Origin of the sequence: Mesorhizobium sp. B2-4-19, assembly GCF_006441315.1 — a bacterium.
Classification (GTDB): Bacteria; Pseudomonadota; Alphaproteobacteria; order Rhizobiales; family Rhizobiaceae; genus Mesorhizobium.
Genome location: NZ_VFUV01000018.1, coordinates 46,388 through 68,046 on the forward strand (window position 1 = coordinate 46,388; position 21,659 = coordinate 68,046).

14 protein-coding genes, 1 tRNA gene and 1 pseudogene are annotated in these 21,659 nt (G+C 63.7%); 5 read left to right on the forward strand and 11 right to left on the reverse strand.

All coding sequences use genetic code 11. The features are described from left to right. Position 1: 1 nt before the first annotated feature. Positions 2-2,080: a hydantoinase/oxoprolinase family protein gene (locus FJ546_RS24975; RefSeq protein ID WP_140891748.1), complete on the reverse strand. Its 2,079-nt coding sequence runs from the start codon at positions 2,078-2,080 to the stop codon at positions 2-4. An 89-nt stretch (positions 2,081-2,169) separates the two neighbouring features. Beyond that, positions 2,170-3,069 (reverse strand): LysR family transcriptional regulator, encoded by a 900-nt coding sequence (locus FJ546_RS24980; protein WP_140891749.1) that lies wholly within the window; start codon positions 3,067-3,069, stop codon positions 2,170-2,172. A gap of 238 nt (positions 3,070-3,307) precedes the next feature. On the opposite strand from FJ546_RS24980, the gene FJ546_RS24985 reads away from it, so the two are divergent. Together FJ546_RS24985 and FJ546_RS24990 are read left to right on the forward strand one after the other, a co-directional pair. Further along, positions 3,308-4,429: an FAD-binding oxidoreductase gene (locus FJ546_RS24985; RefSeq protein WP_140891750.1), complete on the forward strand. Its 1,122-nt coding sequence runs from the start codon at positions 3,308-3,310 to the stop codon at positions 4,427-4,429. 48 nt (positions 4,430-4,477) lie between these two features. Next, positions 4,478-4,585: pseudogene (locus tag FJ546_RS24990) on the forward strand (hydantoinase B/oxoprolinase family protein); the annotation flags it as partial. A gap of 176 nt (positions 4,586-4,761) precedes the next feature. On the opposite strand, the gene FJ546_RS24995 reads toward FJ546_RS24990, so the two are convergent. Together FJ546_RS24995 and FJ546_RS25000 are read right to left on the reverse strand one after the other, a co-directional pair. Further along, positions 4,762-4,838 (reverse strand) — tRNA-His (locus FJ546_RS24995). A 356-nt stretch (positions 4,839-5,194) separates the two neighbouring features. After that, positions 5,195-5,653 (reverse strand): phasin, encoded by a 459-nt coding sequence (locus FJ546_RS25000; RefSeq protein ID WP_140891751.1) that lies wholly within the window; start codon positions 5,651-5,653, stop codon positions 5,195-5,197. A 250-nt stretch (positions 5,654-5,903) separates the two neighbouring features. Here FJ546_RS25000 and FJ546_RS25005 point away from each other — a divergent pair, with 250 nt between their 5' ends. Continuing rightward, complete coding sequence (locus tag FJ546_RS25005; protein ID WP_140891752.1) at positions 5,904-9,914, forward strand: PAS domain S-box protein; 4,011 nt, start codon at positions 5,904-5,906, stop codon at positions 9,912-9,914. A gap of 247 nt (positions 9,915-10,161) precedes the next feature. Here the strand turns inward: FJ546_RS25005 and FJ546_RS25010 are convergent, their stop codons facing one another. Then, entirely contained in the window at positions 10,162-12,120 is a 1,959-nt protein-coding gene (locus FJ546_RS25010; protein ID WP_140891753.1) for an acetoacetate--CoA ligase, read from the reverse strand. Positions 12,121-12,316: 196 nt separating this feature from the next. Here FJ546_RS25010 and FJ546_RS25015 point away from each other — a divergent pair, with 196 nt between their 5' ends. Next, a complete protein-coding gene (locus FJ546_RS25015; protein WP_140891754.1) occupies positions 12,317-14,170 on the forward strand; it encodes an AsmA family protein in 1,854 nt (617 codons plus the stop codon). A 199-nt stretch (positions 14,171-14,369) separates the two neighbouring features. On the opposite strand, the gene FJ546_RS25020 is transcribed toward FJ546_RS25015, so the two are convergent. From FJ546_RS25020 to FJ546_RS25040, 5 genes are all read right to left on the reverse strand, one after another. Beyond that, positions 14,370-15,188, reverse strand: a complete 819-nt coding sequence (locus tag FJ546_RS25020) for an ABC transporter permease subunit (RefSeq protein WP_032928764.1) — start codon at positions 15,186-15,188, stop codon at positions 14,370-14,372. Beyond that, complete coding sequence (locus tag FJ546_RS25025) at positions 15,185-16,153, reverse strand: ABC transporter permease subunit (RefSeq protein ID WP_140891755.1); 969 nt, start codon at positions 16,151-16,153, stop codon at positions 15,185-15,187. Before FJ546_RS25025 ends, FJ546_RS25020 begins: the two co-directional genes overlap by 4 nt. A 9-nt stretch (positions 16,154-16,162) precedes the next feature. Continuing rightward, a complete protein-coding gene (locus FJ546_RS25030; protein ID WP_140891756.1) occupies positions 16,163-17,305 on the reverse strand; it encodes an ABC transporter ATP-binding protein in 1,143 nt (380 codons plus the stop codon). A gap of 82 nt (positions 17,306-17,387) precedes the next feature. Continuing rightward, a complete protein-coding gene (locus tag FJ546_RS25035; RefSeq protein WP_140891757.1) occupies positions 17,388-18,485 on the reverse strand; it encodes a polyamine ABC transporter substrate-binding protein in 1,098 nt (365 codons plus the stop codon). 325 nt (positions 18,486-18,810) lie between these two features. After that, entirely contained in the window at positions 18,811-19,764 is a 954-nt protein-coding gene (locus tag FJ546_RS25040) for a DMT family transporter (RefSeq protein WP_140891758.1), read from the reverse strand. On the opposite strand from FJ546_RS25040, the gene FJ546_RS31345 reads away from it, so the two are divergent. Beyond that, a complete protein-coding gene (locus FJ546_RS31345; RefSeq protein WP_181168081.1) occupies positions 19,728-20,129 on the forward strand; it encodes a hypothetical protein in 402 nt (133 codons plus the stop codon). The two genes, FJ546_RS25040 and FJ546_RS31345, sit on opposite strands and share 37 nt — an antisense overlap. Before the next feature lie 19 nt (positions 20,130-20,148). Here the strand turns inward: FJ546_RS31345 and FJ546_RS25045 are convergent, their stop codons facing one another. Next, entirely contained in the window at positions 20,149-21,597 is a 1,449-nt protein-coding gene (locus FJ546_RS25045; protein ID WP_140891759.1) for an XRE family transcriptional regulator, read from the reverse strand. Positions 21,598-21,659: the final 62 nt, after the last annotated feature.

The window sequence follows — 21,659 nt, forward strand, 5'->3', positions numbered from 1 at the left end:
GTCACTCCGCGAAGGTCAGCAGAAGGTTGAAATGGCGGTCGACCCTTGCCTGCGCTCCGGCAGGAATGGCGAAGGTGGTGTCTTCCTGAACGACCACGGCAGGGCCATGAAACGTGCTGCCCGACACCAGGGTCTGCCGGTTGTGGAGGTCGACGGTTTCGACGCTCAAGCCGGTATAGACCGGGAGCCGGCGCGCCGGGATGGCCGCAACGTCCACTTCATCGGTCTCCGGGAGAGAGAGTTTCGGCCCGACGCCGACGGCGGACAGCCGGACGTTGACAAGCTCGATCTCGCCGTCCGGGTCGTGGAAATCGTAGAGCTGCTGATGGGTGAGATGGAAGGCCTGCGCGATGGCGGCCGCATCACCATCTGCCAACCATTGCGGCGACAGGACAACCTCGATCTCATAGCTCTGCCCGACATAGCGCATGTCGCAGGAGAAAGTGAGGTCCGCGGCCGCGTCGTGCCCCTGCGCCGCAAGCCAGTCGCGCCCCTCTTGCGCCAGTGCCTCGAAGGCCTCGCGAATTCCGGCGAGCGACACGCCCGAGAGCGGGGTGAAGATGGTGCGAATGAAATCCCCGCGCAAATCCGCCACCAGTCCGCCGAGCGCCGACACCACGCCGGGGCGGCGCGGCGCCATCACACGCTTCATGCCGAGTTCGCGGGCAAGAAAAGCGCCGAGCATGGGCCCGCCACCGCCGAAGGGCATCAGCGTGAAGTCGCGCAAGTCAACGCCGGCGCGCGAGGCGAGCTTCTCGACCTCTACGAACATCTCCGACACCGCGATGTCGAGGATCGCCTGCGCGGTCTGCTCGATGGGGCGGCCGAGCCGGGTGGCAAGCGCGCCGACCGCGCGATGCGCCAGGCCGGTATCGATTCTGAGCTGGCCATAGGCCATCTCGCTGTGACCGAGCCATCCGCACACCACCATGGCGTCCGTCACCGTCGGCTTCTCGCCGCCACGGGCGTAGCAGGCCGGTCCCGGCGTCGAACCGGCCGATTCCGGTCCGACCCGCAGCACCCCCTGCGCATCGACACTGGCGATCGAGCCGCCGCCGACACCGATCGAACTGACCGACACGGAGGGGATATGGAGCGGAAATTCGCCGATCAGCTCGCCGGTGCCGAACTGCGCCTCGCCGCCGATGATGAGCGCGAAGTCGGCCGAGGTGCCGCCGATGTCGAGGGTAAGAACGTTGTCTTCGCCTGCCTGACGCGCCAGCCACGAGGCGCCGATGACACCGGAGGCCGTTCCGGACAAAAGCATGTTCACGCAGGCGCGCTTGCCCTCGGCAGCGTTCATCAGTCCGCCATTCGACTTCGTCAGCATCGGACGCGCCGGCACGCCACGGCTTTTCAACCGCTGTTCCAGCGCCGTCAGATAGCCGGAGACGCGCGGATGGACATAGCCGTTGAGGATGGCGGTCGAGCTGCGCTCGTATTCGCGGATGACCGGCCAGACCTCGGCCGAGGGGAAGACGAAGAGGTCGGGCGCAAGACGCGCGATCGTCGCCTTCACTGAAACTTCCTGGGCGGCACTGCGCCAGGAATGGAGGAAGGACACGATGATGCCTTGCGCCCCGTTCGCTTTTGCCACTGCCACCGCGCTTTCCACCGCCGCCATGTCCGGCGCCCGGGATTCGCTCCCATCGGCACGCATGCGGGCCGGAATGCCGAAAACCATGTCGCGCGAGATCAACGGATCCGGCCGCGCGCAGAACAGCGAATACATGTCCGGCATGCGCAGCCGCGCCAGTTCGATGACGTCCTCGAAGCCGGCATTGGTGAACAGCGCGAGCGGCGCACCCTTGCGCTGGATGATCGTATTGATGCCAACCGTCGTACCGTGCACGAAGCGCGTCATACGGGCAGGATCAAAGCCTTCGCGTTCGGCCAGAAGCGTGAGGCCCGTCATCAGCTCGGCGCCCGGATCCTCCGGCGTCGTCAGCACTTTCAGCGAGGCGACGCGACCGGAGCGGGCTTCCAGCGCGCAGAAATCAATGAATGTGCCGCCGATATCGACGCCGACCTTCCAGTCGGTTTCGTCCCGCGCCTCGTTGGCCGCGATGACACCATCCATGATACGTCCCTTCCTGTCTGCCAACCAAAGCTGACACGACAGGATGGCCAGGGTCCAAGACGTATGAAGAGGAATGATATAAGTCTTGCTTATGCCCTGGCACCGCCCAGCACGACGGAACAGGCGGTGCGGATCTGGTCGCGCATTATCTCATCCGCCCGCGACAGAGCCCGTGTGCGCGAGCTGAGCAGCGCGAGCGGAAATTCCGGCCCATTCGCGAGCGGCCTGACGGCAAGCCCGGCAAACTGGTGCCAGGGCAGCAGCGCGTCGACCACGGCGATACCCAGGCCGGCCTGAACAAAGCCGACCGCCGAGATGGAGACATCGATCTCAAGCGACGGCGAAAACGCCACACCTTGCGCGCGGGCCGCGTGGGCCAACTCGTCGGCGGGGCGGGTGTTTGCGCGATAGGATATCAACTCTTCCGCGGCGAGATCGACGAGGCTCAACTCGGTTCTCCTGGCCAATGCATGCCCGGCGGGCAGCAGGCAGGCGAAGCCGACGCTGCCGATCACCTCTGCATCGATGTCGGGAGGCAGCCGGTCGTCCAACGCCACGCCGAGGCTGGCATCGCCGGCACGCAGCATGTCGACGATCGCGGCGATCGGCGCGCTATGGGAACGCAGCAAAATATCGGGATGCTGCGCCCGGAAGCTGGTGAATGCGCGCGGCAAGATAGCCATGGCCGGCGGCGGCGAGGCCGCGACCCGCACCAGCCCCGTCCGGCCCAAACGCAGGTCGGTGGTCTTGCGGCGCAAGCCCTCCAGCCCCGCCGACAGCCTCTCGGCATCGGCGAAGATCTCGAGTGCCTCCGGGGTCGGCCGCAGGCGGCGCTTCACCCGCTCGAACAGCGTGAAGCCGAGTTCGTCCTCGGTGTGGAGCAGGATCTGGCTGAGCGCAGGCTGGGAGATGTTCAGCATCCGCGCCGCAGCGGTCACGGTGCCCGCGCGCATGACGGCGATGAACACTTCGAGCTGACGGGCACGCATTGCCACTCCATAGGCTAAGCTTATGGCTGTTGTCCAAACCCATCTTTGACGCAATGAAGCGGTGCCGACAAGATCGGCGCCTTCAGGGATTGTCCGCTCCGCGCTAAATGAAGATGACATTTGGTCGAATAGCCATCACCCAGCTCTTTGTTGGAACATGATCTCCTGGACAAACGGAAACCGTTTGTCCGAGAAAACCGGTTCCCGCTTTTTTGGGATCATACTCTAGGGAATAGCCATGGATGTGATCGTGCTGGGCGGCGGACTGATGGGGACGGCTTCGGCCTATTTCCTTGCCCGGCGCGGCGCGCGCGTGACGCTGATCGAGCGTAATCGGGTCGGCACCGGAGCCACAGTCGCCTCCTTTGGCAACATCCGGCGCACGGGACGCCATCTGTCCCAGCTTCCACTGGCCCACCGCTCGCTCCGACTGTGGGGCGAAGCCGAAAAGATGCTTGGCCGCGACGTCGAATTCCGCGCCACCGGCCATGTCCGGCTGATCTTCGATGAAGGAAGCCTTGCCGACATGCGGGCCTATGCCCAAGCCGCGCAGCCCTGGGGCCTCGAGCTGGAAGAACTCGGCCCACGCGAGATTAGCGCCCGCTTTCCCGGCCTCGGCGCCGACGCGATCGCCGCGTCATTTTCTCCGCATGACGGCAGCGGCAATCCGCGGCTGATCGCGCCGGCCTTTGCCGCGGCGGCCCGCAGACTGGGGGCGCAAATCATCGAGGGAGCCGAGGTCGAGAAGATCACCTATACGGGCTCCGGTTTCCTTATTACCAGTTCGAAGGGCTCATTCGCCTCCGAGTGCCTGCTCAACACCGCCGGAGCCTGGGGCGCGCGCATCGCCGCTGGGTTCGGCGAAGAAGTCCCGCTCGACGCCCGCGGCCCGCAAATGGGCGTGACCGAACCGCTGCCGCATCGGATCCTGCCGGTGGTCGGCATCTGGACGCGCGACAAAGACCATGGCGCCTATCTACGCCAGGTCGAACGGGGCAACATCGTCTTCGGCGGAGCGGCCGAACGGGTCGCGGTTGACCTCGATCCGGGTCATGCCAGCGCCGACCCCATGCGCCTGCCGACGCAGTTGCGGGCAGTGGCGCGGCTGCTGCCGGCGATCGCAAAGGTCGCGGTCATCCGCACCTGGTCCGGCTGCGAGGGTTATGTCAGGGACATGCAGCCGGTGATGGGACGCTCGGCGACGACGCCAGGGCTGTTCCACGCCTTCGGCTTCAGCGGACATGGCTTCCAGCTCGGTCCGGGCGTGGGCGACGCCATGGCCGAGCTCATCACGACCGACCGATGCGAGACGCCTCTCGACGATTTCAGGGTCGATCGCTTCGGCCACCGCCTGAATTGACGAGAGCGTCTTTGCCCGATCGACGTCGCGCTCCGGAGAACGGCCGAGATGGGCCGGTTGATCTCGGTGGTCGAGGAGCAGGCGCTGACCCTGCTGCGCACGGCGTTCTCGACCTCGGTGCGCGAATCCGGCGACCTGTCTGGGGGCGTGTTCGATCCGCGCTCGCATCCGCAGAAAGCGATCAGAGTCTCACTCTTCTCGGCGCCTTCCCATGTCGTGAGCGTACCATTTGTAGCACAATAGGTAGCACAATAGTTTCAAAACGAGGCGAGAGCCTCGCCAAAAAATCGGAATTTATAAAGCATAGTCAATGACTTAACAGTGAAAGCCGATGGTACCGTTGGCTGGGATCGAACCAGCGACCTCCGGATCCACAATCCGGCGCTCTAACCAGCTGAGCTACAACGGCACATTTGCCTGAGCGGAATCTCTTCGGGAACTCGTCTCAAGCGATCCGCTCTGTCGTTCGGCGATGCGTCCATACGGGCTTATGGATTTTAATTCAAGGCTTTTGCGAAGCAAAGGCCACTTCCCCACATGTCGCCGCAACAGCGGCGGTTTCGCCGGGCAAAGAAAAAGGCCGGCGGGAGGAGGTGCCGGCCTTTTCCTGTTACGAGCCAGCGGGAGGAGGAGCTGGCTGGTCACCCCGGGGAGCAGAGGGAGGAGGTTCCACTCGCCGGGTATTTCTTGATGGCTATCAACATACGCCTGACCGCTTTTAAGAAAATGCGACCTTTTGTTGCATCTTCAGATTATGCGCAAATATTAGGCAGCCTTAATGTCCTTGATCGCCTTCTCGAAGGCGGTCTTGATCGGCTTGGAGACGTCTTCCGCCGCCTTGGAGGCAACGGCCTGGAAGTCCTTGGCCTGCTCGACCGTCAACTCGACGCGCTTGCGCAGGAAAGCGGTCTGCAGCTCGACGACTTCCGACAGCGACTTGGCGCCGATCAGGGCTTCGAGATGCGAGAAGCCGGCTTCGGCATTGGCGCGCAGCGCCGCGATGGTCTTGAGCGACAGGTCGCTGGAAACAGTCTTGGCGGTCTCGTAGCTCGACTCCAGAGCCTTCTGGGTTTCCTCGGCGCCGGTCTTGAGCTTGGCATAGGCCTCCTTCGACTGCTCAACGCCCTTTTCGGCGAAAGCGCGCATCTGGTCGGTGGCCTTGGAAGCGTCGAAGCTCGGGAATTCAACGTTTTCAATCGTCTCGGCAGTTTTGGTCCTGGACATTTTCCATCCTTTTCAGCAGCAGCGGCTTTGACGGAAAGCCGTCTCGTTCAGTTATGATGGCAATATAAAGGCAAATTTTGTGCATTGCAATATCTTTGTTGCAGTGCACCATAAATTTCTTTCCGGCCGTTAACCAAAAGCCCAGAAACCAGCCTTTGCACGTTCTGGCTTGTGGACCTTCGCGCCTGCGGCTTTTATTAACAAAGCGTTAACTGCAAATTTCGCCGCTCCGTGAGGGTTCGCCAAGCGCATGCCGTCCGAATATTCCTTCCTCGACGTCGCCGTGCTCGACGCGGTGCGCCAGCGCTTTGCCGCCGGCGACGCGATCGCGATCCTGTCGGTCGACCTGGAGCAGGTGATCTGGGCCAATGGGCCGGGCGCCGCAGTGTTCGGCTATCCCGACATCGAAGCGATCATCGGCGCCTCGGCACAGCTGCCGCTGATTGCCCGCCGCCAGATCATGGCGACCAGCGGCTTCCCCGAGATCGGCAGCGATCGCGGCATCACCGTCAGGCTGGCGACCGGCATGACCAGCAGGACCGTCGGCTTCCAGGCGAGTGCCGTGACGCTGCCCGACGGCGAGAAGGCGATCATGCTGGCGGTGCCGGCGGCGCAGACGGGCTCGCGTGATGCCGCCGAAATCGCTAGCCGGGCGATCAGCGGCTTCACCGAAGACGGCCATTTCATCGCCTTCATCGATGCCGGGGGCAATGTCGAGGCCGCGTCGGACGGCTTTTCGAAGCTCGGCATCCAGCCCGCGACGCTGGCTGCCCTGGTCGCCGATGTGGCCGCCGATGTGGCCGCCGAGGGCGAACGCATCGTCAAGCGTCTCGTTCCGGGCGGCAACACCTCCTACCCCGCCGGGCTCGCGCGGCTGACGCCGGAGCGGCATCTCCTGGTTGTGATCGATGAGGATCAGCTCGAGGACAATGCGTCTGTCTCAGAGGCTTCGGCAGAACCCGCTCATAAAGTAACGGAAAGCACCGCCGCACAATCCGGTCCTCATCAGGACAATCAGCCAACGGCGGATGCTTCGCAGGCGGAGGCCGTCGAACGGTCACCTGGCCCTGCCGAGATCGAGCCCGCCCCTTCCAAGCCGGTGCCTGAAGATATGCCGGAACGGGCCACGCAAGAGATTTCGGAGCCAACCGGACCGACACCGGTTGCCGCCGACAAAGATCGGCCGGCAGCGGGCGGCACGCCGGCACAGCACGATCACTGGTACTTCAATGTCGGCGAGGATGACGCGCGACCCGCGCCTGCCGCGCCGGAAGCGAAAAATGTGGTCCAGGCGACCGGCGACGAGGCTCCGGTGGACAGCGCGAAGGAGAGCAAGCCCGCCTCCCCGGCAGCCCAGACCACGTCCCCAGCTCGGACAATAGACCGCTCGGCAGCGCCGCTGCGCTTCGTCTGGCGCACCGACGCCGAAGGCAAGTTCAGCACGCTGTCGCCGGAATTCGCCGACATTGTCGGCAAGCCGGCAGCCGACGTGATCGGCCGGCGCTTCAGGGATGTCGCGGCGGCCTTCGGCCTTGACCCGTCCGGCGAGATCGCCGGCCTGCTGGAGCGGCGCGATACCTGGTCCGGCCGCTCCGTGCTGTGGCCTGTCGTTGGCACCGACCTGAAGATCCCCGTCGACCTGGCGGCTTTGCCCGTCTATAGCCGCAGCCGCGCCTTCGAAGGTTTTCGCGGCTTCGGCGTTGCCCGGACTGGCGATGCGATCGTCGATCCGGAAGCGATCGGCATGGCCCTGTTGCCCAATGGCGAGCGGCCGACGACGCCGGAACCGAAAACCGTGGAACCTCGGGCTGAAGAGCCGACGGCGGACGAGTCGAAGGCCGAGGAACCAAATGCGGCGGATCCATTCAAGGGCGAGGTGCCGGCGCTGACCATCGTGCCGAAACAAGAGCGGCGCTTTGCCGACAAGGTCATCCGCCTGGCCGAACACCGGCAGCCGGCCAACGACAAAGGGCTGTCGACACTGGAACGCAGCGCCTTCCGTGAGATCGGCGAGCGGCTGAAGAAGGACAGTGCACCCACCGAGCCGCCAGAAGCCGACAAGCCCGGCATCGAAAGCACGACGAAACCGGAGCCCAGCACACCGGCTGAGCCAGCGGCTGAAACAACCGTGGAGGCCCCGGCCGCCAAGACGGAAACTCCGATCGAGGCCGTCGCCGATGGTGCGTCGACGCCTGAAGCCGTCTCGGGTCAAGAGCCGGCAGAGACCGGCGAAATCCCGGTGGCGGAACCGGAGAGCGACGCGGTGCTGGCCGAACCATCCGAGACCGATGCCGAGGACGAGGCGGATCTCGCACGGCTTGATGGCGGTCATCCGGACGACGTGAACGATGCCGAACCCGCCGACACCTTGCCTGGCGTGGGCGGCTCCTTGCTCAACTACGCCGACCGGAATGACGAATCCGGTCCTGTCGCGGACAATGACGAGCCCCCGGTTTCAGAAGCCGTAGCGGCGAAACCGGAGGTTACGGAACCCCACGCGACGGGCGAAGGAGCTGATACAAAAGCAGCCATACATAATGCCGTCGACGATGATGACAACATGACGTCGGCCGATTTTCGCGATGCCGAGGACAGTGAGGACTGGGGCGACGGCGCGGAAACCGCTGGCGAGCAGCCCGCGACGTTTGGCGGTGAAGCCGCAAGCGGCGGCGTCGAGAGCCCGGCCGAACGGCCACGCCTGAAAGTGCCGCCGCTCAAGACCGAAGGGATCGTGCCGTCGGCCTTTTCCGTCGGCGACGAAAGCAAGGCTCCAGACACCTCGCTGCTCGGCAAGCTGCCGGTGCCGCTGCTCATCCATTCGGGCGATCAGTTGCATTATGCCAATGAGGAGTTCCTCGACCTGACCGGCTATGACACGCTCGAGGATCTCGAGGACGCCGGCGGCCTGGGTGCGCTGTTCGCCGATCCTTACGCCGATGACGGCACCTCCGACGGCAGCGACCGGGCACTGCGGCTGAAAACGCGCGATGGCCAGGAATTCCCGATCGACGCGATCCTGCGCTCCGTTCCCTGGCGCGACGGCAAGGCGCTGATGCTGGTCGTGCGCCGTTCCGGCGATGATGACGCGCCCGCAGCCCTGCACTTGGTCGGCGAAGAGCCGACACAACCCGACATTTCCGAGCTCAAAGCCCGCATCGCAGAGATGCGCACCATCATCGACACCGCTACCGACGGCGTCGTGCTGATCGGCAGCGACGGCACCATCCGCTCGATCAGCCGCCCGGCCGAAGCGCTGTTCGGTTTCGACAGCGACGAGGTGACCGGCAAGCCCTTCGCCTCGCTGTTTGCCATCGAAAGCCAGCGCGCGGCGCGCGACTATCTCACCGGGCTTTCCGAACCCGGCGTGGCGAGCGTCATGAATGACGGCCGCGAGGTGATCGGGCGCGAGGCGCAGGGGCGCTTCATCCCGCTGTTCATGACCATCGGCCGGCTGCCCAATGACAGCGGCTTCTGCGCTGTCGTGCGCGACATCACGCAGTGGAAGCGAGCCGAGGAAGATCTCACCCAGGCGCGCGCGGTGGCCGAACGGGCGTCCTCGCAGAAGACCGATTTCCTTGCCCGCATCAGCCACGAGATCCGCACGCCGCTCAATGCCATCATCGGCTTTTCCGAATTGATGGTCGACGAGAAGTTCGGGCCGGTCGCCAATGACCGCTACCGCGACTATCTGCGCGATATCAATCGCTCGGGCAACCATGTGCTCGACCTGGTCAACGACCTGCTCGACATCTCGAAGATCGAGGCCGGCCAGCAGGAAATGGCCTATGAGGCGGTCTCGCTCAACGACACGCTGGCCGAGACCGTGGCTATGATGCAGCCGCAGGCCAACCGCGAACGCGTCATCATCCGCTCCAGCTTCGCCTCGCGGCTGCCGGAAGTGGTGGCCGACCTGCGCTCCGTGCGCCAGATCGCGCTCAACATCCTGTCCAACGCCATTCGCTACACCCAGGCCGGCGGCCAGGTGATCGTCTCGACCGCCTACGAGACTTCAGGCGACGTCGTCATGCGGGTGCGCGACACCGGAATTGGCATGAGCCAGGCCGAGATCGAACAGGCGCTGAAGCCGTTCAAGCAGATCAACGCGCTGAAGCGCGGCCGCGGTGACGGCACCGGCCTTGGCCTGCCGCTGACCAAGGCGATGGTGGAAGCAAACCGCGCCCGCTTCACCATCAATTCGACGCCTGGCGAAGGCACACTGGTCGAGGTCGCGTTTCCTTCGACCCGGGTGCTGGCGGAATAGCGAGTCCAAAAGAAAAGGCGCCCTGGAGGACGCCTTAAGAGATGGGATTGCTGTCACAACGGGGGCTTGAGCGAATTCAGATCCTCCGGGGGCTGAGGAACGGGATTTCTCCCTCAAGTTACATGCGACTATCGGGGCCGGGCCTTAACAAGTCCTTACCGGCTCGCTGAAAAATTTACGAATGTGTACCACTCGTGAAATCTAGGTAAATTCCCGCGACATGGTTCGTTAACCATGCTGATCGGCATCACTCGGCAAGCTGCGGCAGGTTCCTGAACAGCTCCAGCGCTTCCGGGTTGGCGAGCGCTTCCTTGTTCTTGATGGCGCGGCCATGCACGACGTCGCGCACGGCGAGTTCGGTGATCTTGCCTGACTTGGTGCGCGGAATATCCGTGACCGCGACGATCCTGGCCGGGACATGGCGGGGGCTCGCGCCGCTGCGTATCTTGGCACGAATGCGTTTTTCCAGATCCTCGTCCAATTGGACGCCCGCGGCCAGCCGCACGAACAGCACGACACGCACGTCATTGTCGAAATCCTGGCCGATGCACAGCGCTTCCAGGATTTCCGGCATCTGTTCGACCTGATTGTAGATCTCCGCCGTGCCGATGCGCACCCCGCCCGGGTTGAGCGTGGCATCCGAGCGGCCATGGATGATCATGCCGCCGTGCACCGTCCACTCAGCGAAATCGCCATGGCACCAGACATTGTCGAAGCGTTCGAAATAGGCCGCCTGGTATTTCTTGCCGTCGGGGTCGTTCCAGAAGCCGATCGGCATCGACGGAAAGGCCTTGGTGCAGACCAGTTCGCCCTTTTCCTGCCGGATCGGCCTGCCGTCGTCGTCCCAGACATCGACGGCCAGGCCGAGGCCCGGTCCCTGTATCTCGCCGGTCCACACCGGCTGGGTGGGCACGCCGAGCACGAAGCAGGAGACGATGTCGGTGCCGCCGGAAACCGAGGCGAGATGCACGTCCTGCTTGATGCCTTCGTAGACGAAGCGGAAATCCTCGGGCGACAGCGGCGAACCGGTGGAGGAGATCGCCCGCACGGTCGACAAATCATGGCTGCGGATCGGCCTAAGGCCGGCCTTGCGCACGGAATCGATGAACTTGGCCGAGGTGCCGAAGAAGGTCATCTTCTCGGCATCGGCGAAGTCGAACAGCGCATTGCCGTCGGGGTAGAAGGGCGAACCGTCATAGAGCAGCAGCGTCGCCCCGCAAGCCAGGCCCGACACCAGCCAGTTCCACATCATCCAGCCGCAGGTGGTGAAGTAGAAGAAGCGGTCGCCGTCGACGAGGCCGGCATGCAGCCGGTGTTCCTTGACATGCTGGATCAGCGTCCCGCCGGCCGAGTGGACAATGCATTTGGGGATGCCGGTGGTTCCTGATGAAAACAGGATGTAGAGCGGATGCGAAAACGGCAGGGGCTCGAAGCTGACTGGTTTGGCGGCGAAGGGCGACAGCGCCTCTTCCATCGCCACCGCCTTGTCGATGGTTGCCGCCACATCGGCCGAAGTACCGAGATAATCGACAAGCAGCACCTTGCGGACACTGCCGAGCTTGGCGGCAACCGCGGCGACCTTGTCGGCGACCTCGATCGCCTTGCCATTGTACCAATAACCGTCGGGCGCGATGAAGATGACAGGCTCGATCTGGCCGAACCGGTCGAGCACGCCCTGTTCGCCGAAATCGGGAGAGCAGGATGACCACACCGCGCCGATGGAGGCGGCGGCCAGCATGGCGGCGACGGTCTCGGGCATGTTGGGCATCATCGCCGCGATGCGGTCGCCCTTCTTGACCTTGAGCGACAGGAAAAGCTGCTGCAGGCGCGAGACCAGGCCATGCAGTTGGTTCCAGGACAGCCGCCGCTCGACCTTGTCCTCGCCGCGAAAGACGATCGCCTCGCCCACGCCGGTCTTCTTCAACAGGTTCTCGGCGAAATTCAGCGTCGCGTCGGGAAAGAAGCAGGCACCGGGCATCTTGTCGCCGTCGGCCAGCAGGCGCCCGCCCTTTTCGCCGACAATGCCGGAAAAGTCCCAGACTAGGCTCCAAAAGGTCTCGCGATCCTCGACCGACCAGCGGTGAAGGTCGGCATAGGAGGCGAATGTGGCGCCGGCTTTCGCCTCCGCGACCTTCTGGAAAGCTGTCAATGGCGAAGCGTCGATCCGGTCTTGCGTCGGGGTCCAGAGCGGTACTTCGGCAGCCATGATCGGTCCTCCCACGGTCGTCATCGCTTATGCATATTGCAGCGCAGCAGAGCAAGATTTTGTTGGGCCGAAGCGCTCAGGTGTGCGCAAATGCCATCGCCGGGCCATAAAGACTTGAAATGCCTCAGCCCTAAGTCGTAGTGACGGCTGGGTTTTACGTCAGGCGACTAATCGGAACGGAAGCATATAGGGCGAGATGCCATCATCCTTGATCCGCCGCGGAGTATGGGCGATCGGCGCTGCCGTGATCGTCATCGCTCTGGTGGTCGCAGCCCTGCCGCTGATCGCCTCGACGCGCATCGTGCGCGATCGCATCGCTTGGGAAATGAGCGCCTGGAGCGGCTTCCGGGTCGCCATCGAAGGCTCGCCGCGCATCGAGGTCTGGCCGAAATTCCGGGCGATCCTGACCGACGTCACGCTTTCGAAATGGACGGACACCGACGCGCCGCCGGTCGTGGAAGCCGAACGCGTCGAAATCGACCTATCGGCCATGGCGGCGTTGCAGGGCGATGTGGCGTTTTCCACGGCGCGGCTGGTGCGGCCGACGATCCGGGTCCAGCGCACGGCGGACGGCCTGTTCCTGCCCACCGCGCCGACCGGTGGGCGTATCGCGCGCTCCATCGACACGGCACGCGGCGTGGTCAGTGCCGATCCAGCCAAGCCCGACCTCGACAAGCTGCCGACAGATGCCTTCGGCACGGTTGAATTCAGGGACGGCCGCATGGTGGCTTCCGTCAACGGTAAAGACGTGGAGATCCTGAGCAGCCTCAGCGGTCAGGCGACCTGGGCGGCGATGAACAGCAATGCGACGCTGTCGGCAACCGGAATCTGGCGCGGCGAAAGCGTCGCCCTCGACGCTGCCTCACAGAAGCCGCTGGTGCTGTTTGCCGGCGGTGTGGCGCCGCTCACCCTGTCTTTCAAGGCAGCACCCGCCACCTTCTCCTTCGACGGCACAGCCAGCATGTCCGACAACGCCTATTTCGATGGCCAGGTGAAGTTCGCGGCACCCTCATTGCGCCGTGTGCTGGAATGGTCGCAGGCCGGTATCGCGCCAAGTGCCGCGATCGGCTCGGTCAGCATTTCAAGCAAGGTCACGGCGTCGGCCGGACGCGTCAAGTTCGAGAACACCGCGCTGACGCTGGACAACAATCCGGGCATGGGCGCGCTCGACCTGTCGTTTGGCGACGCCCAACCCGTGATCTCGGGCACGCTCGCCTTCGACACGCTCGACCTCAGATCGTTTCTGTCCGCCTTCACCCCGCTGGGACCGGCGAGCGGGGCCGGCCCAGGTGACGTTGAGGCAAGTTTCGCCGACCGGGCCAATCTCGATCTGAGGCTATCAGCGGCGCATGCCACGGCCGGAACGATCCAGCTTGCCGATGTCGCCGCAACCGCCCAGGTCAAGGACGGTCTTTCCGTCTTCGATATCTCCGACGCCTCGGCCTTTGGCGGCAATATCCAGACCAGCCTCCGATTCGACCGCAAGCCCGAGGGCACACAGGTCGAGATCCGGCTGCTTGCGTCCGATGTCGATGGCGGCGCGTTCGGCACGGCGGCGGGCATGACCCGACTGGTGCCGGTCGGCACGGGCACCGTTTCGGTCATCCTCAAGGGACCGGGCAGGACCTGGGATTCGATCTTTGAAAACGCCGACGGTTCGGTCTCGGCGACCTTCGGCCCCGGCGCGCTCAGCAAATTCAACCTGCCGGCCTTTCTCAAGCATACCGAGCAGGGCGGCTTCTTCGCGCTCGACGACGTCTCGGACGGCACGCTGCCGATCGACGGCGCCGAAGTGAAGGCGACCATTTCGCGAGGCGTGGCGAGGCTGGACAAGGCCGAGGCCAATTCGGCGAAATACAAGATCTGGCTTTCCGGCATCGCCTCCTATGCGGGGCGCGGACTGGCACTGTCCGGCGGCGTCATCCAGCCGGACCAGACGGCGGCGCAGAAGACCGGCCAGCAAGGCCCCAACCAGTCGTCCTTCTTCGTCGGCGGAACCTGGAGCACGCCGTTCATTTCGCCGATAAGCCGCGGCGTTTCGGGCGAATAGAAGCGCGCTTACGTTTCGCTGAACATCAAACCGGCTTCACCCTCGGGTCAGGCCCGAGGGCATGCTTTTTCGGGGTCATGCCTCCTTTCAGTTGAGCATGATCCTGCCCGAAAACCGGCTTCCACTTTTCGGGATCATGCCTCCTTTCAGTTGAGCATGATCCTGCCCGAAAACCGGCTTCCACTTTTCGGGATCATGCTCAGCCGCGTTGCGCCGCCTGTTCGTCGAGTTGGCGCTGCACCTCACGACGCTTGTTGGCGATCGAAGCGATGATGACGCCGACCGCGACGACGGCGATCAGGATGGTGCAGGCGGCATTGATCTCCGGCGTCACGCCGAGACGGACTTGGCTGTAGATCTTCATCGGCAGCGTTGTGGCGCCCGGTCCCGAGGTGAAGCTGGCGATGACCAGATCGTCGAGCGACAGTGTGAAGGCCAGCATCCAGCCGGATACGATCGCTGGCAGGATCACCGGCAGCGTGATCTGGAAGAAGGTCTTGGCCGGCGTTGCGCCAAGATCCATCGCCGCCTCCTCCAACGACCGGTCGAAGGAAACCAGGCGCGATTGCACGACGACCGCCACGAAGCACATCGTCAGCGTGATGTGGGCGAGCGTCACCGTGAAGAAACCGCGGTCGAGACCGACGGCAACGAAGAGCAGCAGCAGCGACAGGCCGGTGATGACTTCCGGCATGACGAGCGGTGCGAAGACCATGCCGGAAAACAGCACCCTGCCCCTGAACCGCGTGTAGCGCGTCAGGGTGAGCGCCGCCAGCGTGCCGAGCACGGTCGCCACGGTGGCCGAAATGACGCCGACACGCGCCGTCACCCAGGTGGCGTCCATCAGGCCCTGATTGTGGAACAGCGAGACATACCATTTGGTCGAAAAGCCGCCCCAGACGGTGACGAGCTTGGATTCGTTGAAGGAGAAGACGATGAGCAGCACGATCGGCAGGTACAGGAAGGCAAAGCCCAGCACGATCGAGGTGACGTTGAAGCGGCTCCAGGTGGTGTTCATTTGCCCTGCTCCTGGGCACGCGCCTGTGCCTGCTGGAAAAGCATGATCGGCACGGTGAGCAGCAGAAGCAGGATGACGGCAACAGCCGACGAGACCGGCCAATCGCGGTTGGCGAAGAACTCGTTCCACAGCGTCTTGCCGATCATCAGCGTCTGCGATCCGCCGAGCAGGTCGGGAATGACGAACTCGCCGACGGCCGGGATGAACACCAGCAGGCAGCCGGCTATGACGCCCGGCAGCGACAGCGGGAAGGTGATCTTCCAGAAAGCCGCGGTCGGCGGGCAGCCCAGATCCTTGGCCGCCTCGATCAGCGAGTAATCCATCTTTTCCAGCGACGAATAAAGCGGCAGCACCATGAAGGGCAGGTAGGAATAGACGATGCCGATGAAGATCGCCGTATAGGTGTTGAGGATGACCAGCGGCTGGCTGATGATGTGCAGCGACAAGAGCAGCTGGTTGAGCAGGCCCTCGGGCTTCAGAATGCCGATCCAGGCATAGACCCGGATCAGGAACGACGTCCAGAACGGCAGGATGACCAGCATCAGCAAGGTTGGGCGGATCGTGGCCGGCGCGCGCGCCATTCCATAGGCTATCGGGTAGCCCACCAGCAGCGTCAGCACGGTCGAAATGGCGGCGATGATCAGGCTGGTGATGTAGGCCTTGAAATAGAGGGCGTCCTGCGTCAGCCAGACATAGTTGTCGAAGTTGAGGTCGCGGAACCCGGCGAAGAAGCCGGAGACGCCGTCGCTGAAGTCAAGCACCGGCGTGTAGGGCGGCATGGCGATCGCCGTCTGCGACAATGAAATCTTGAAGACGATGACGAAAGGGATGAGGAAGAAGAACAGCAGCCAGAGGTAGGGGACGATGATGACGAGCCGGTTGATGAAACCGGCACCCAGCCGCGTCAGGAACGGCTTGGCGGCGGCCGGTGGCGCGGCGGCATCGGTGACGGCGATGTTGGACATATCAGCCCCCTACCGCGCCAGCACGACGCCGGCATCGGACCGGAAGGATACCCAGGCGCGGTCGTTCCAGGTCAGCGGATCCTCGGTCACGCGCGCCGCGTTCAAGGCGCTTGCCCGCACCATCTGCCCATCGTCGAGCCTGATGTGGTAGACGGTCATGTCGCCGAGATAGGCAACGTCATAGACCTCGCCTTCCAGCGCGTTGACCGCATCGGCTGGCTTCTTCGACGAGACCTTGATCTTCTCCGGCCTGATGGCGAAGACGATATCGGCATTGGCTGCGGCCGCGGCACCGCCATTCTCGACGACGATCTGGGCACCGCTCGGTCCGGTGATGCGGGTGGTGTTGGCCGACCGCTCGGCGACCTTGCCCTCGAACATGTTCACATTGCCGACGAAATGGGCGACGAAGCGGGAGGCAGGGGCTTCGTAGACTTCCGCCGGCGTCGCCACCTGCATGACCTCGCCCTTGTCCATGATGGCGATGCGATCGGCCATGGTCATCGCTTCTTCCTGGTCGTGGGTGACGACCACGAAGGTGAGACCGAGCTCCTGCTGCAAATCCATCAGTTCGAACTGGGTTTCCTCGCGCAGCTTCTTGTCGAGCGCGCCGAGCGGCTCGTCGAGCAGCAGCACTTTCGGCCGCTTGGCGACCGAGCGGGCGAGCGCGACGCGTTGGCGCTGGCCACCGGAGAGCTGGTGCGGCTTGCGCTTGGCGAACTGCTCGAGCTTGACCAGCTTCAGCATCTCGGCGACGCGCTTTTCGATATCGGGCTTGGGCATGCCTTCCTGCTTGAGGCCGAAGGCGATGTTGTTCTCCACCGTCATATGCGGGAACAGCGCATAAGACTGGAACATCATGTTGACCGGCCGGCGATAGGGCGGGATGCCGCGCAGATCCTGGCCGTCGAGCAGGATGCGGCCGGCCGTCGGTTCCTCGAAACCGGCAAGCATCCGCAGCAGCGTCGACTTTCCGCAACCCGAAGCGCCGAGCAGGGCGAAGAACTCGCGCTCGAAAATGGTCAGCGACAGATTGTTGACGGCGATGAAGTCACCGAACTTCTTGGTGACGTTGTCGAACTGGATGTATGGCTTGGCGTTCGGGTCGTTCCATGGCGCGAAATCCCTGCGGATGCTGCCAAGCGATTTCATATTCCCACTCCGTTCTGCTTCTTGCTTCGTGCCCCAAAAAAACGCGACCCCGGCAGTTGTCCGCCGGGGTCGCTTCAGATGATTATTGGCCGGTGACGATCTTGGTCCAGGTGCGCGTGATGACGCGCTGGGCCTTGGGATCGTACGGCTGGACCGTATAGAGCTTCTGCACGGTCGCTTCGTCCGGATAGATTGACGGATCTTCCAGGATCGCCTTGTCGACGAACTGCTGCGAAGCCTTGTTGCCGTTGGCGTAGAGCACGAAGTTTGAAGACTTGGCGATGACTTCCGGCTTCATCATGTAGTTGATGAATTCATGCGCCTCGGCGACATGCGGCGCATCAGCGGGGATTGCCATCTGGTCGAACCATATCTGGGCGCCTTCCTTCGGCACGGAATAGCCGATCTCGACACCCTGCTTGGCCTCCTGGGCGCGGTTGCGGGCCTGGAAGACGTCCCCTGAGAAGCCGATAGCCAGGCAGATGTCGCCGTTGGCCAAGGCGTTGATATATTCGGACGAGTGGAATTTCCTGATGAAGGGCCGGACCTTCATCAGGGCTTCCTCGGCCTTGGCAATGTCGTCGGGCGAGGTGCTGTTGGGGTCGAGGCCGACATATTTCAGCGCCGCCGGAATGATGTCGGCCGGCGAATCCAGCACATAGACGCCGCAATCCTTCAGCTTGGCGAGACTTTCGGGATTGAAGAACACATCCCAGCTGTCGATCTTGTCGGTGCCGAGCGCGGCCTGCACCTTCTTGACGTTATAGCCGATGCCGACGGTCCCCCACATGTAGTTGACCGAATATTCGTTGCCGGGATCGTACTTGGCGGTGCGCTCCGAAATGACGTCCCACATGTTGGAGATGTTCGGCAGCTTGGACTTGTCGAGCTTCTGGAAGACGCTGGCCTGGATCTGGCGGGCAAGGAAATTGCCGCTGGGCACCACGACGTCGTAGCCGCTACCGCCGGCCAGCAGCTTGGTTTCAAGGATCTCATTGGAATCGAATGTGTCGTAGACGACCTTGATGCCGGTCTGCTTGGTGAAGTCCTCGATGACGGAGCTGTCGATATAATCCGACCAGTTGAAGACGTTGACGACACGGTCCTCGGCATGGCCCCCGACTGTGAAAAGCGTCAGAAATACCGAGGTCGCCGAAAGCCAGAGCGCTTTGCGGATCATGCTATTCTCCTTTGGTGAGTGTTCCTTCGCCGGCTCTTCGCGAACCCGCGCGGCCGGGCATTTGTTTCAGACTATTGAGCTTTCCAGGGGACAACAAGCGCCGATTGGCGCGCCGGCCGCGGCCGAGCAATCGCCCGAGGCTGGAAGGAATCGCGGTGCCGTCAGAAGCTTTCGCCGCCGCGCGGACAGAAATACAGAAATATGGAGCGGTCTCGATCGGGCCGCCGGGGAGACTTGGCAAGATACGCCTGTCTTGTTGTTGCCGTGGACCCAGCCTGCCCGGGCGGCAGCAACATTGTCAATGGCAAAGCTTCAGCGGCCCGCATCAATTCGGCGACGGCACGCCGGTGACCCCTGCCCGACGCGGCCGTGCCTGGCGCTTGAACTCGAGCCCGATATGGACGAGCAGCGCGGTGACCACCACGGCGCCGCCGATGATGGTGCGCCCGGACGGCACCTCGGAATGGATGAGCCAGACCCATATCGGCCCAAGGATCGGCTCGAAGGTGCCGAGCAGTGCCGCGATGGCCGCCGGGATCAATCGCGCACCGGTGGCGAAGAAGGCAAGACCAATGCCGAGATTGACCACGCCGAAGGCGAAGAGAAAGCCCATGTCGACGGCTGACACCGCGAAGGTAGACGTCTGCGAGGCGGCAAAGCCCGCGGCCAGAACCGTGCCGAGACAGGTCGCCGGCGTCATGCGCACGCTGGCGAACCGCCTTGTGATGACGGTGGCAACCGAGAACATCAAAGCGATCAGCAGCGCCAGCCCGTCACCTATGGGCGAGACGGCACCATCAAGCGATTCAGACACCATGATGGCAACGCCGGCAATGACGGCGGCAATCGCCACCCAGGTCACGGCACTGACACTTTCGCGGAACAAGGCCCAGGCCAACAGCGCCGCCAGAAGCGGCACGCCGGCTTGCATCAAGAGGATGTTGGCGACGGTGGTGTAGGCGAGCGCCACGACGAAGGCGGTCGATGCGATGGCGAAACAGAACCCGACGGCAAGGCCAGGCAGTCCCATGTCGCGAAACGATTTCAGCATGCCGCGCCAGCCGTCACGCCAGGTCATGAACAAAAGCAGGAACGCGGCGGCCCAGACGGAGCGCCAGAAGATAACCGTCCAGCTGTCGCCGACAGTGATGAAGCGGGCGATGGTGCCGCCGAAACTCCACATCAGCGCCGACAGGAAGACCAGAAGCATGCCGACACGTTCCTCGCGCGGCGAGGAAGTCGATGCAACAAGGCCCGGCGATGATGCTGCGTCTGTCATGGGCGCGACTGTCGAGCTTTTGTGGACGGTACGATGCGCAAGGGACGACAAAAAACTGCTCTGTTCGCGTAACGCAAAGAATTACGCCGCGGGTGATCCAGCGCGGCGTTCCGTTTGGCGCACTGGCGACGGCATGTCGTCGCGTCTGCGGTGTTGGTGCCCGAACAAGGCCTCAGGAAGTGGTCTTGTTGCCTCGAATGAAACGCCAAAGCCCTGCCAGTGGGATCAACAAGATCAAGCCGAATTTCTTCAGCGCAATGAGCCCTGCCTTCGCCGCCAACTTTCCTGCAATGAAGCCGCCAATGCCGACCGCAGCAACTGTGTGGCTTGTTGCGCTAGACAGAGAAAGGAACCGTTTTGTCTGACCGGCAAGCCGCCACAACTTCATTGGAAGTCGAAGGCGCTCAGGCCCGTCACCATCTCGTCGAGGCCAAGCGGACGCGTCACCGGCGGTTCGGCGCGTGCCAGACAGCCGACGCGCTCGCAAAGCCGGCAGGCGGGTCCGACCGGCGTCGCCGCGACGGCGCCTTGTCCAGCCCTTGCGCCGACCGCGGCGCCGGGCAGTGCCGCGCCATAGACGATGTCGTCGCGAAAGCCGATGTCGCAACCGAGCAGCAGCGCCGTGCGGCGCGGGCGCTCCGCGAACGCGCCCTGCGGCCCCTCAAGCGTGCGGGCGATGCACAGGAACTCGGCGCCGTCAGGCATTTCCACCGCTTCGACGAAAACCTGGCCCGGCTGGGTGAAGGCGGCATGGACGGGCAGCTTAGGGCAACCGCCGCCGAAGCGGCTGTGCGGAAAGCCCTGGCTGCCGGCCCTGCGAAAGCGGTTTCCCGCATTGTCGACCTCCAGCATGAAGAACGGCACGCCGAGTGCGCCCTGCCGCTGCAGCATGGTCAGCCGGTTCGCCGCCTGCTCGAAGGAGACGCCGAAGCGCGAGCGCAGGACGTCGATGTCGTAGCGGGCGCGGACGGCGGCGGCATGAAAGGCCTGGTAGGGCATCATCAACGCATGCGCGACATAGCGGCCGAGCTCGAAACGGGCGAGGCGGCGGGCCTCGTCCGTGGTCAGCTTGAGCGCCTGGATCTCACCGGCGACCGCGACCGTCATGCGGATCAGGCAGGCCTCCATCGCCACCTCGCGCAGTTGGTCGAACGGTGACAGGCGCTCGGACAGGAACAGGCGCTGCGAATGGCGGTCATAGCGGCGGCGCCAGTTCGGCATGGTGGCGACCGGCAGCACCTTGACCACGATGCCGTATTCGCGCTTCAACCATGCCTTCAACGCACCGAACAGATCGTCACCGGGATCGAGCACCGCGGTGAACGCCTCGGCCTCTTCCTCAAGTGCCGTGAAATGGTTTGGCCGCCGCTCGAAGGTCTCATGCACCTCGTCGATCGGCAGGCGAGCGCCGGACAGCGCGGTCGCCCGCCCCTCGCGCGCCAGGAGTTCGTTGAGGTCTGACAGCCGATCGGCCTGCTCGCGATAGGCGCGAAACAGCTTTATCACCGCCGCGGACGCATTGGGCGCCGCCTCGGCAAGTTCGATCAACTCCTGGTCTCCCGGCAATTCGCCGACCAGCAGCGGATCGGTGAACACCTCCTTCAAGGCCGCGACAGATCCCCTCGCCTCGCCCTGCAGCTCATGCGGGTCGACCTTGTAGACGGATGCCAGCTTGAGGATCAGCTGCACCGTCAGCGGCCGCTGGTTGCGCTCGATCAGGTTGAGGTAGGACGGCGAAATGCCGAGCCCCTCGGCCATCGCCGTCTGGGTCAGGCCCTTGGCGTTGCGGATGCGGCGGATGCGCGGCCCGGCGAAAATCTTCTGCTCAGCCATCGACTGCCCTTGACAGGAATTTACACGACGTTCGCGGCAATCCCATTGCCGGTGATTTTTTA

Coding starts and splice junctions, on each gene's coding strand:
- FJ546_RS24975 (WP_140891748.1), bottom strand. CDS start 2,080: ATGGATGGTGTCATCGCGGCCAACGAGGCGCGGGACGAAACCGACTGG.
- FJ546_RS24980 (WP_140891749.1), bottom strand. CDS start 3,069: ATGCGTGCCCGTCAGCTCGAAGTGTTCATCGCCGTCATGCGCGCGGGC.
- FJ546_RS24985 (WP_140891750.1), top strand. CDS start 3,308: ATGGATGTGATCGTGCTGGGCGGCGGACTGATGGGGACGGCTTCGGCC.
- FJ546_RS25000 (WP_140891751.1), bottom strand. CDS start 5,653: ATGTCCAGGACCAAAACTGCCGAGACGATTGAAAACGTTGAATTCCCG.
- FJ546_RS25005 (WP_140891752.1), top strand. CDS start 5,904: ATGCCGTCCGAATATTCCTTCCTCGACGTCGCCGTGCTCGACGCGGTG.
- FJ546_RS25010 (WP_140891753.1), bottom strand. CDS start 12,120: ATGGCTGCCGAAGTACCGCTCTGGACCCCGACGCAAGACCGGATCGAC.
- FJ546_RS25015 (WP_140891754.1), top strand. CDS start 12,317: ATGCCATCATCCTTGATCCGCCGCGGAGTATGGGCGATCGGCGCTGCC.
- FJ546_RS25020 (WP_032928764.1), bottom strand. CDS start 15,188: ATGAACACCACCTGGAGCCGCTTCAACGTCACCTCGATCGTGCTGGGC.
- FJ546_RS25025 (WP_140891755.1), bottom strand. CDS start 16,153: ATGTCCAACATCGCCGTCACCGATGCCGCCGCGCCACCGGCCGCCGCC.
- FJ546_RS25030 (WP_140891756.1), bottom strand. CDS start 17,305: ATGAAATCGCTTGGCAGCATCCGCAGGGATTTCGCGCCATGGAACGAC.
- FJ546_RS25035 (WP_140891757.1), bottom strand. CDS start 18,485: ATGATCCGCAAAGCGCTCTGGCTTTCGGCGACCTCGGTATTTCTGACG.
- FJ546_RS31345 (WP_181168081.1), top strand. CDS start 19,728: ATGCAACAAGGCCCGGCGATGATGCTGCGTCTGTCATGGGCGCGACTG.
- FJ546_RS25040 (WP_140891758.1), bottom strand. CDS start 19,764: ATGACAGACGCAGCATCATCGCCGGGCCTTGTTGCATCGACTTCCTCG.
- FJ546_RS25045 (WP_140891759.1), bottom strand. CDS start 21,597: ATGGCTGAGCAGAAGATTTTCGCCGGGCCGCGCATCCGCCGCATCCGC.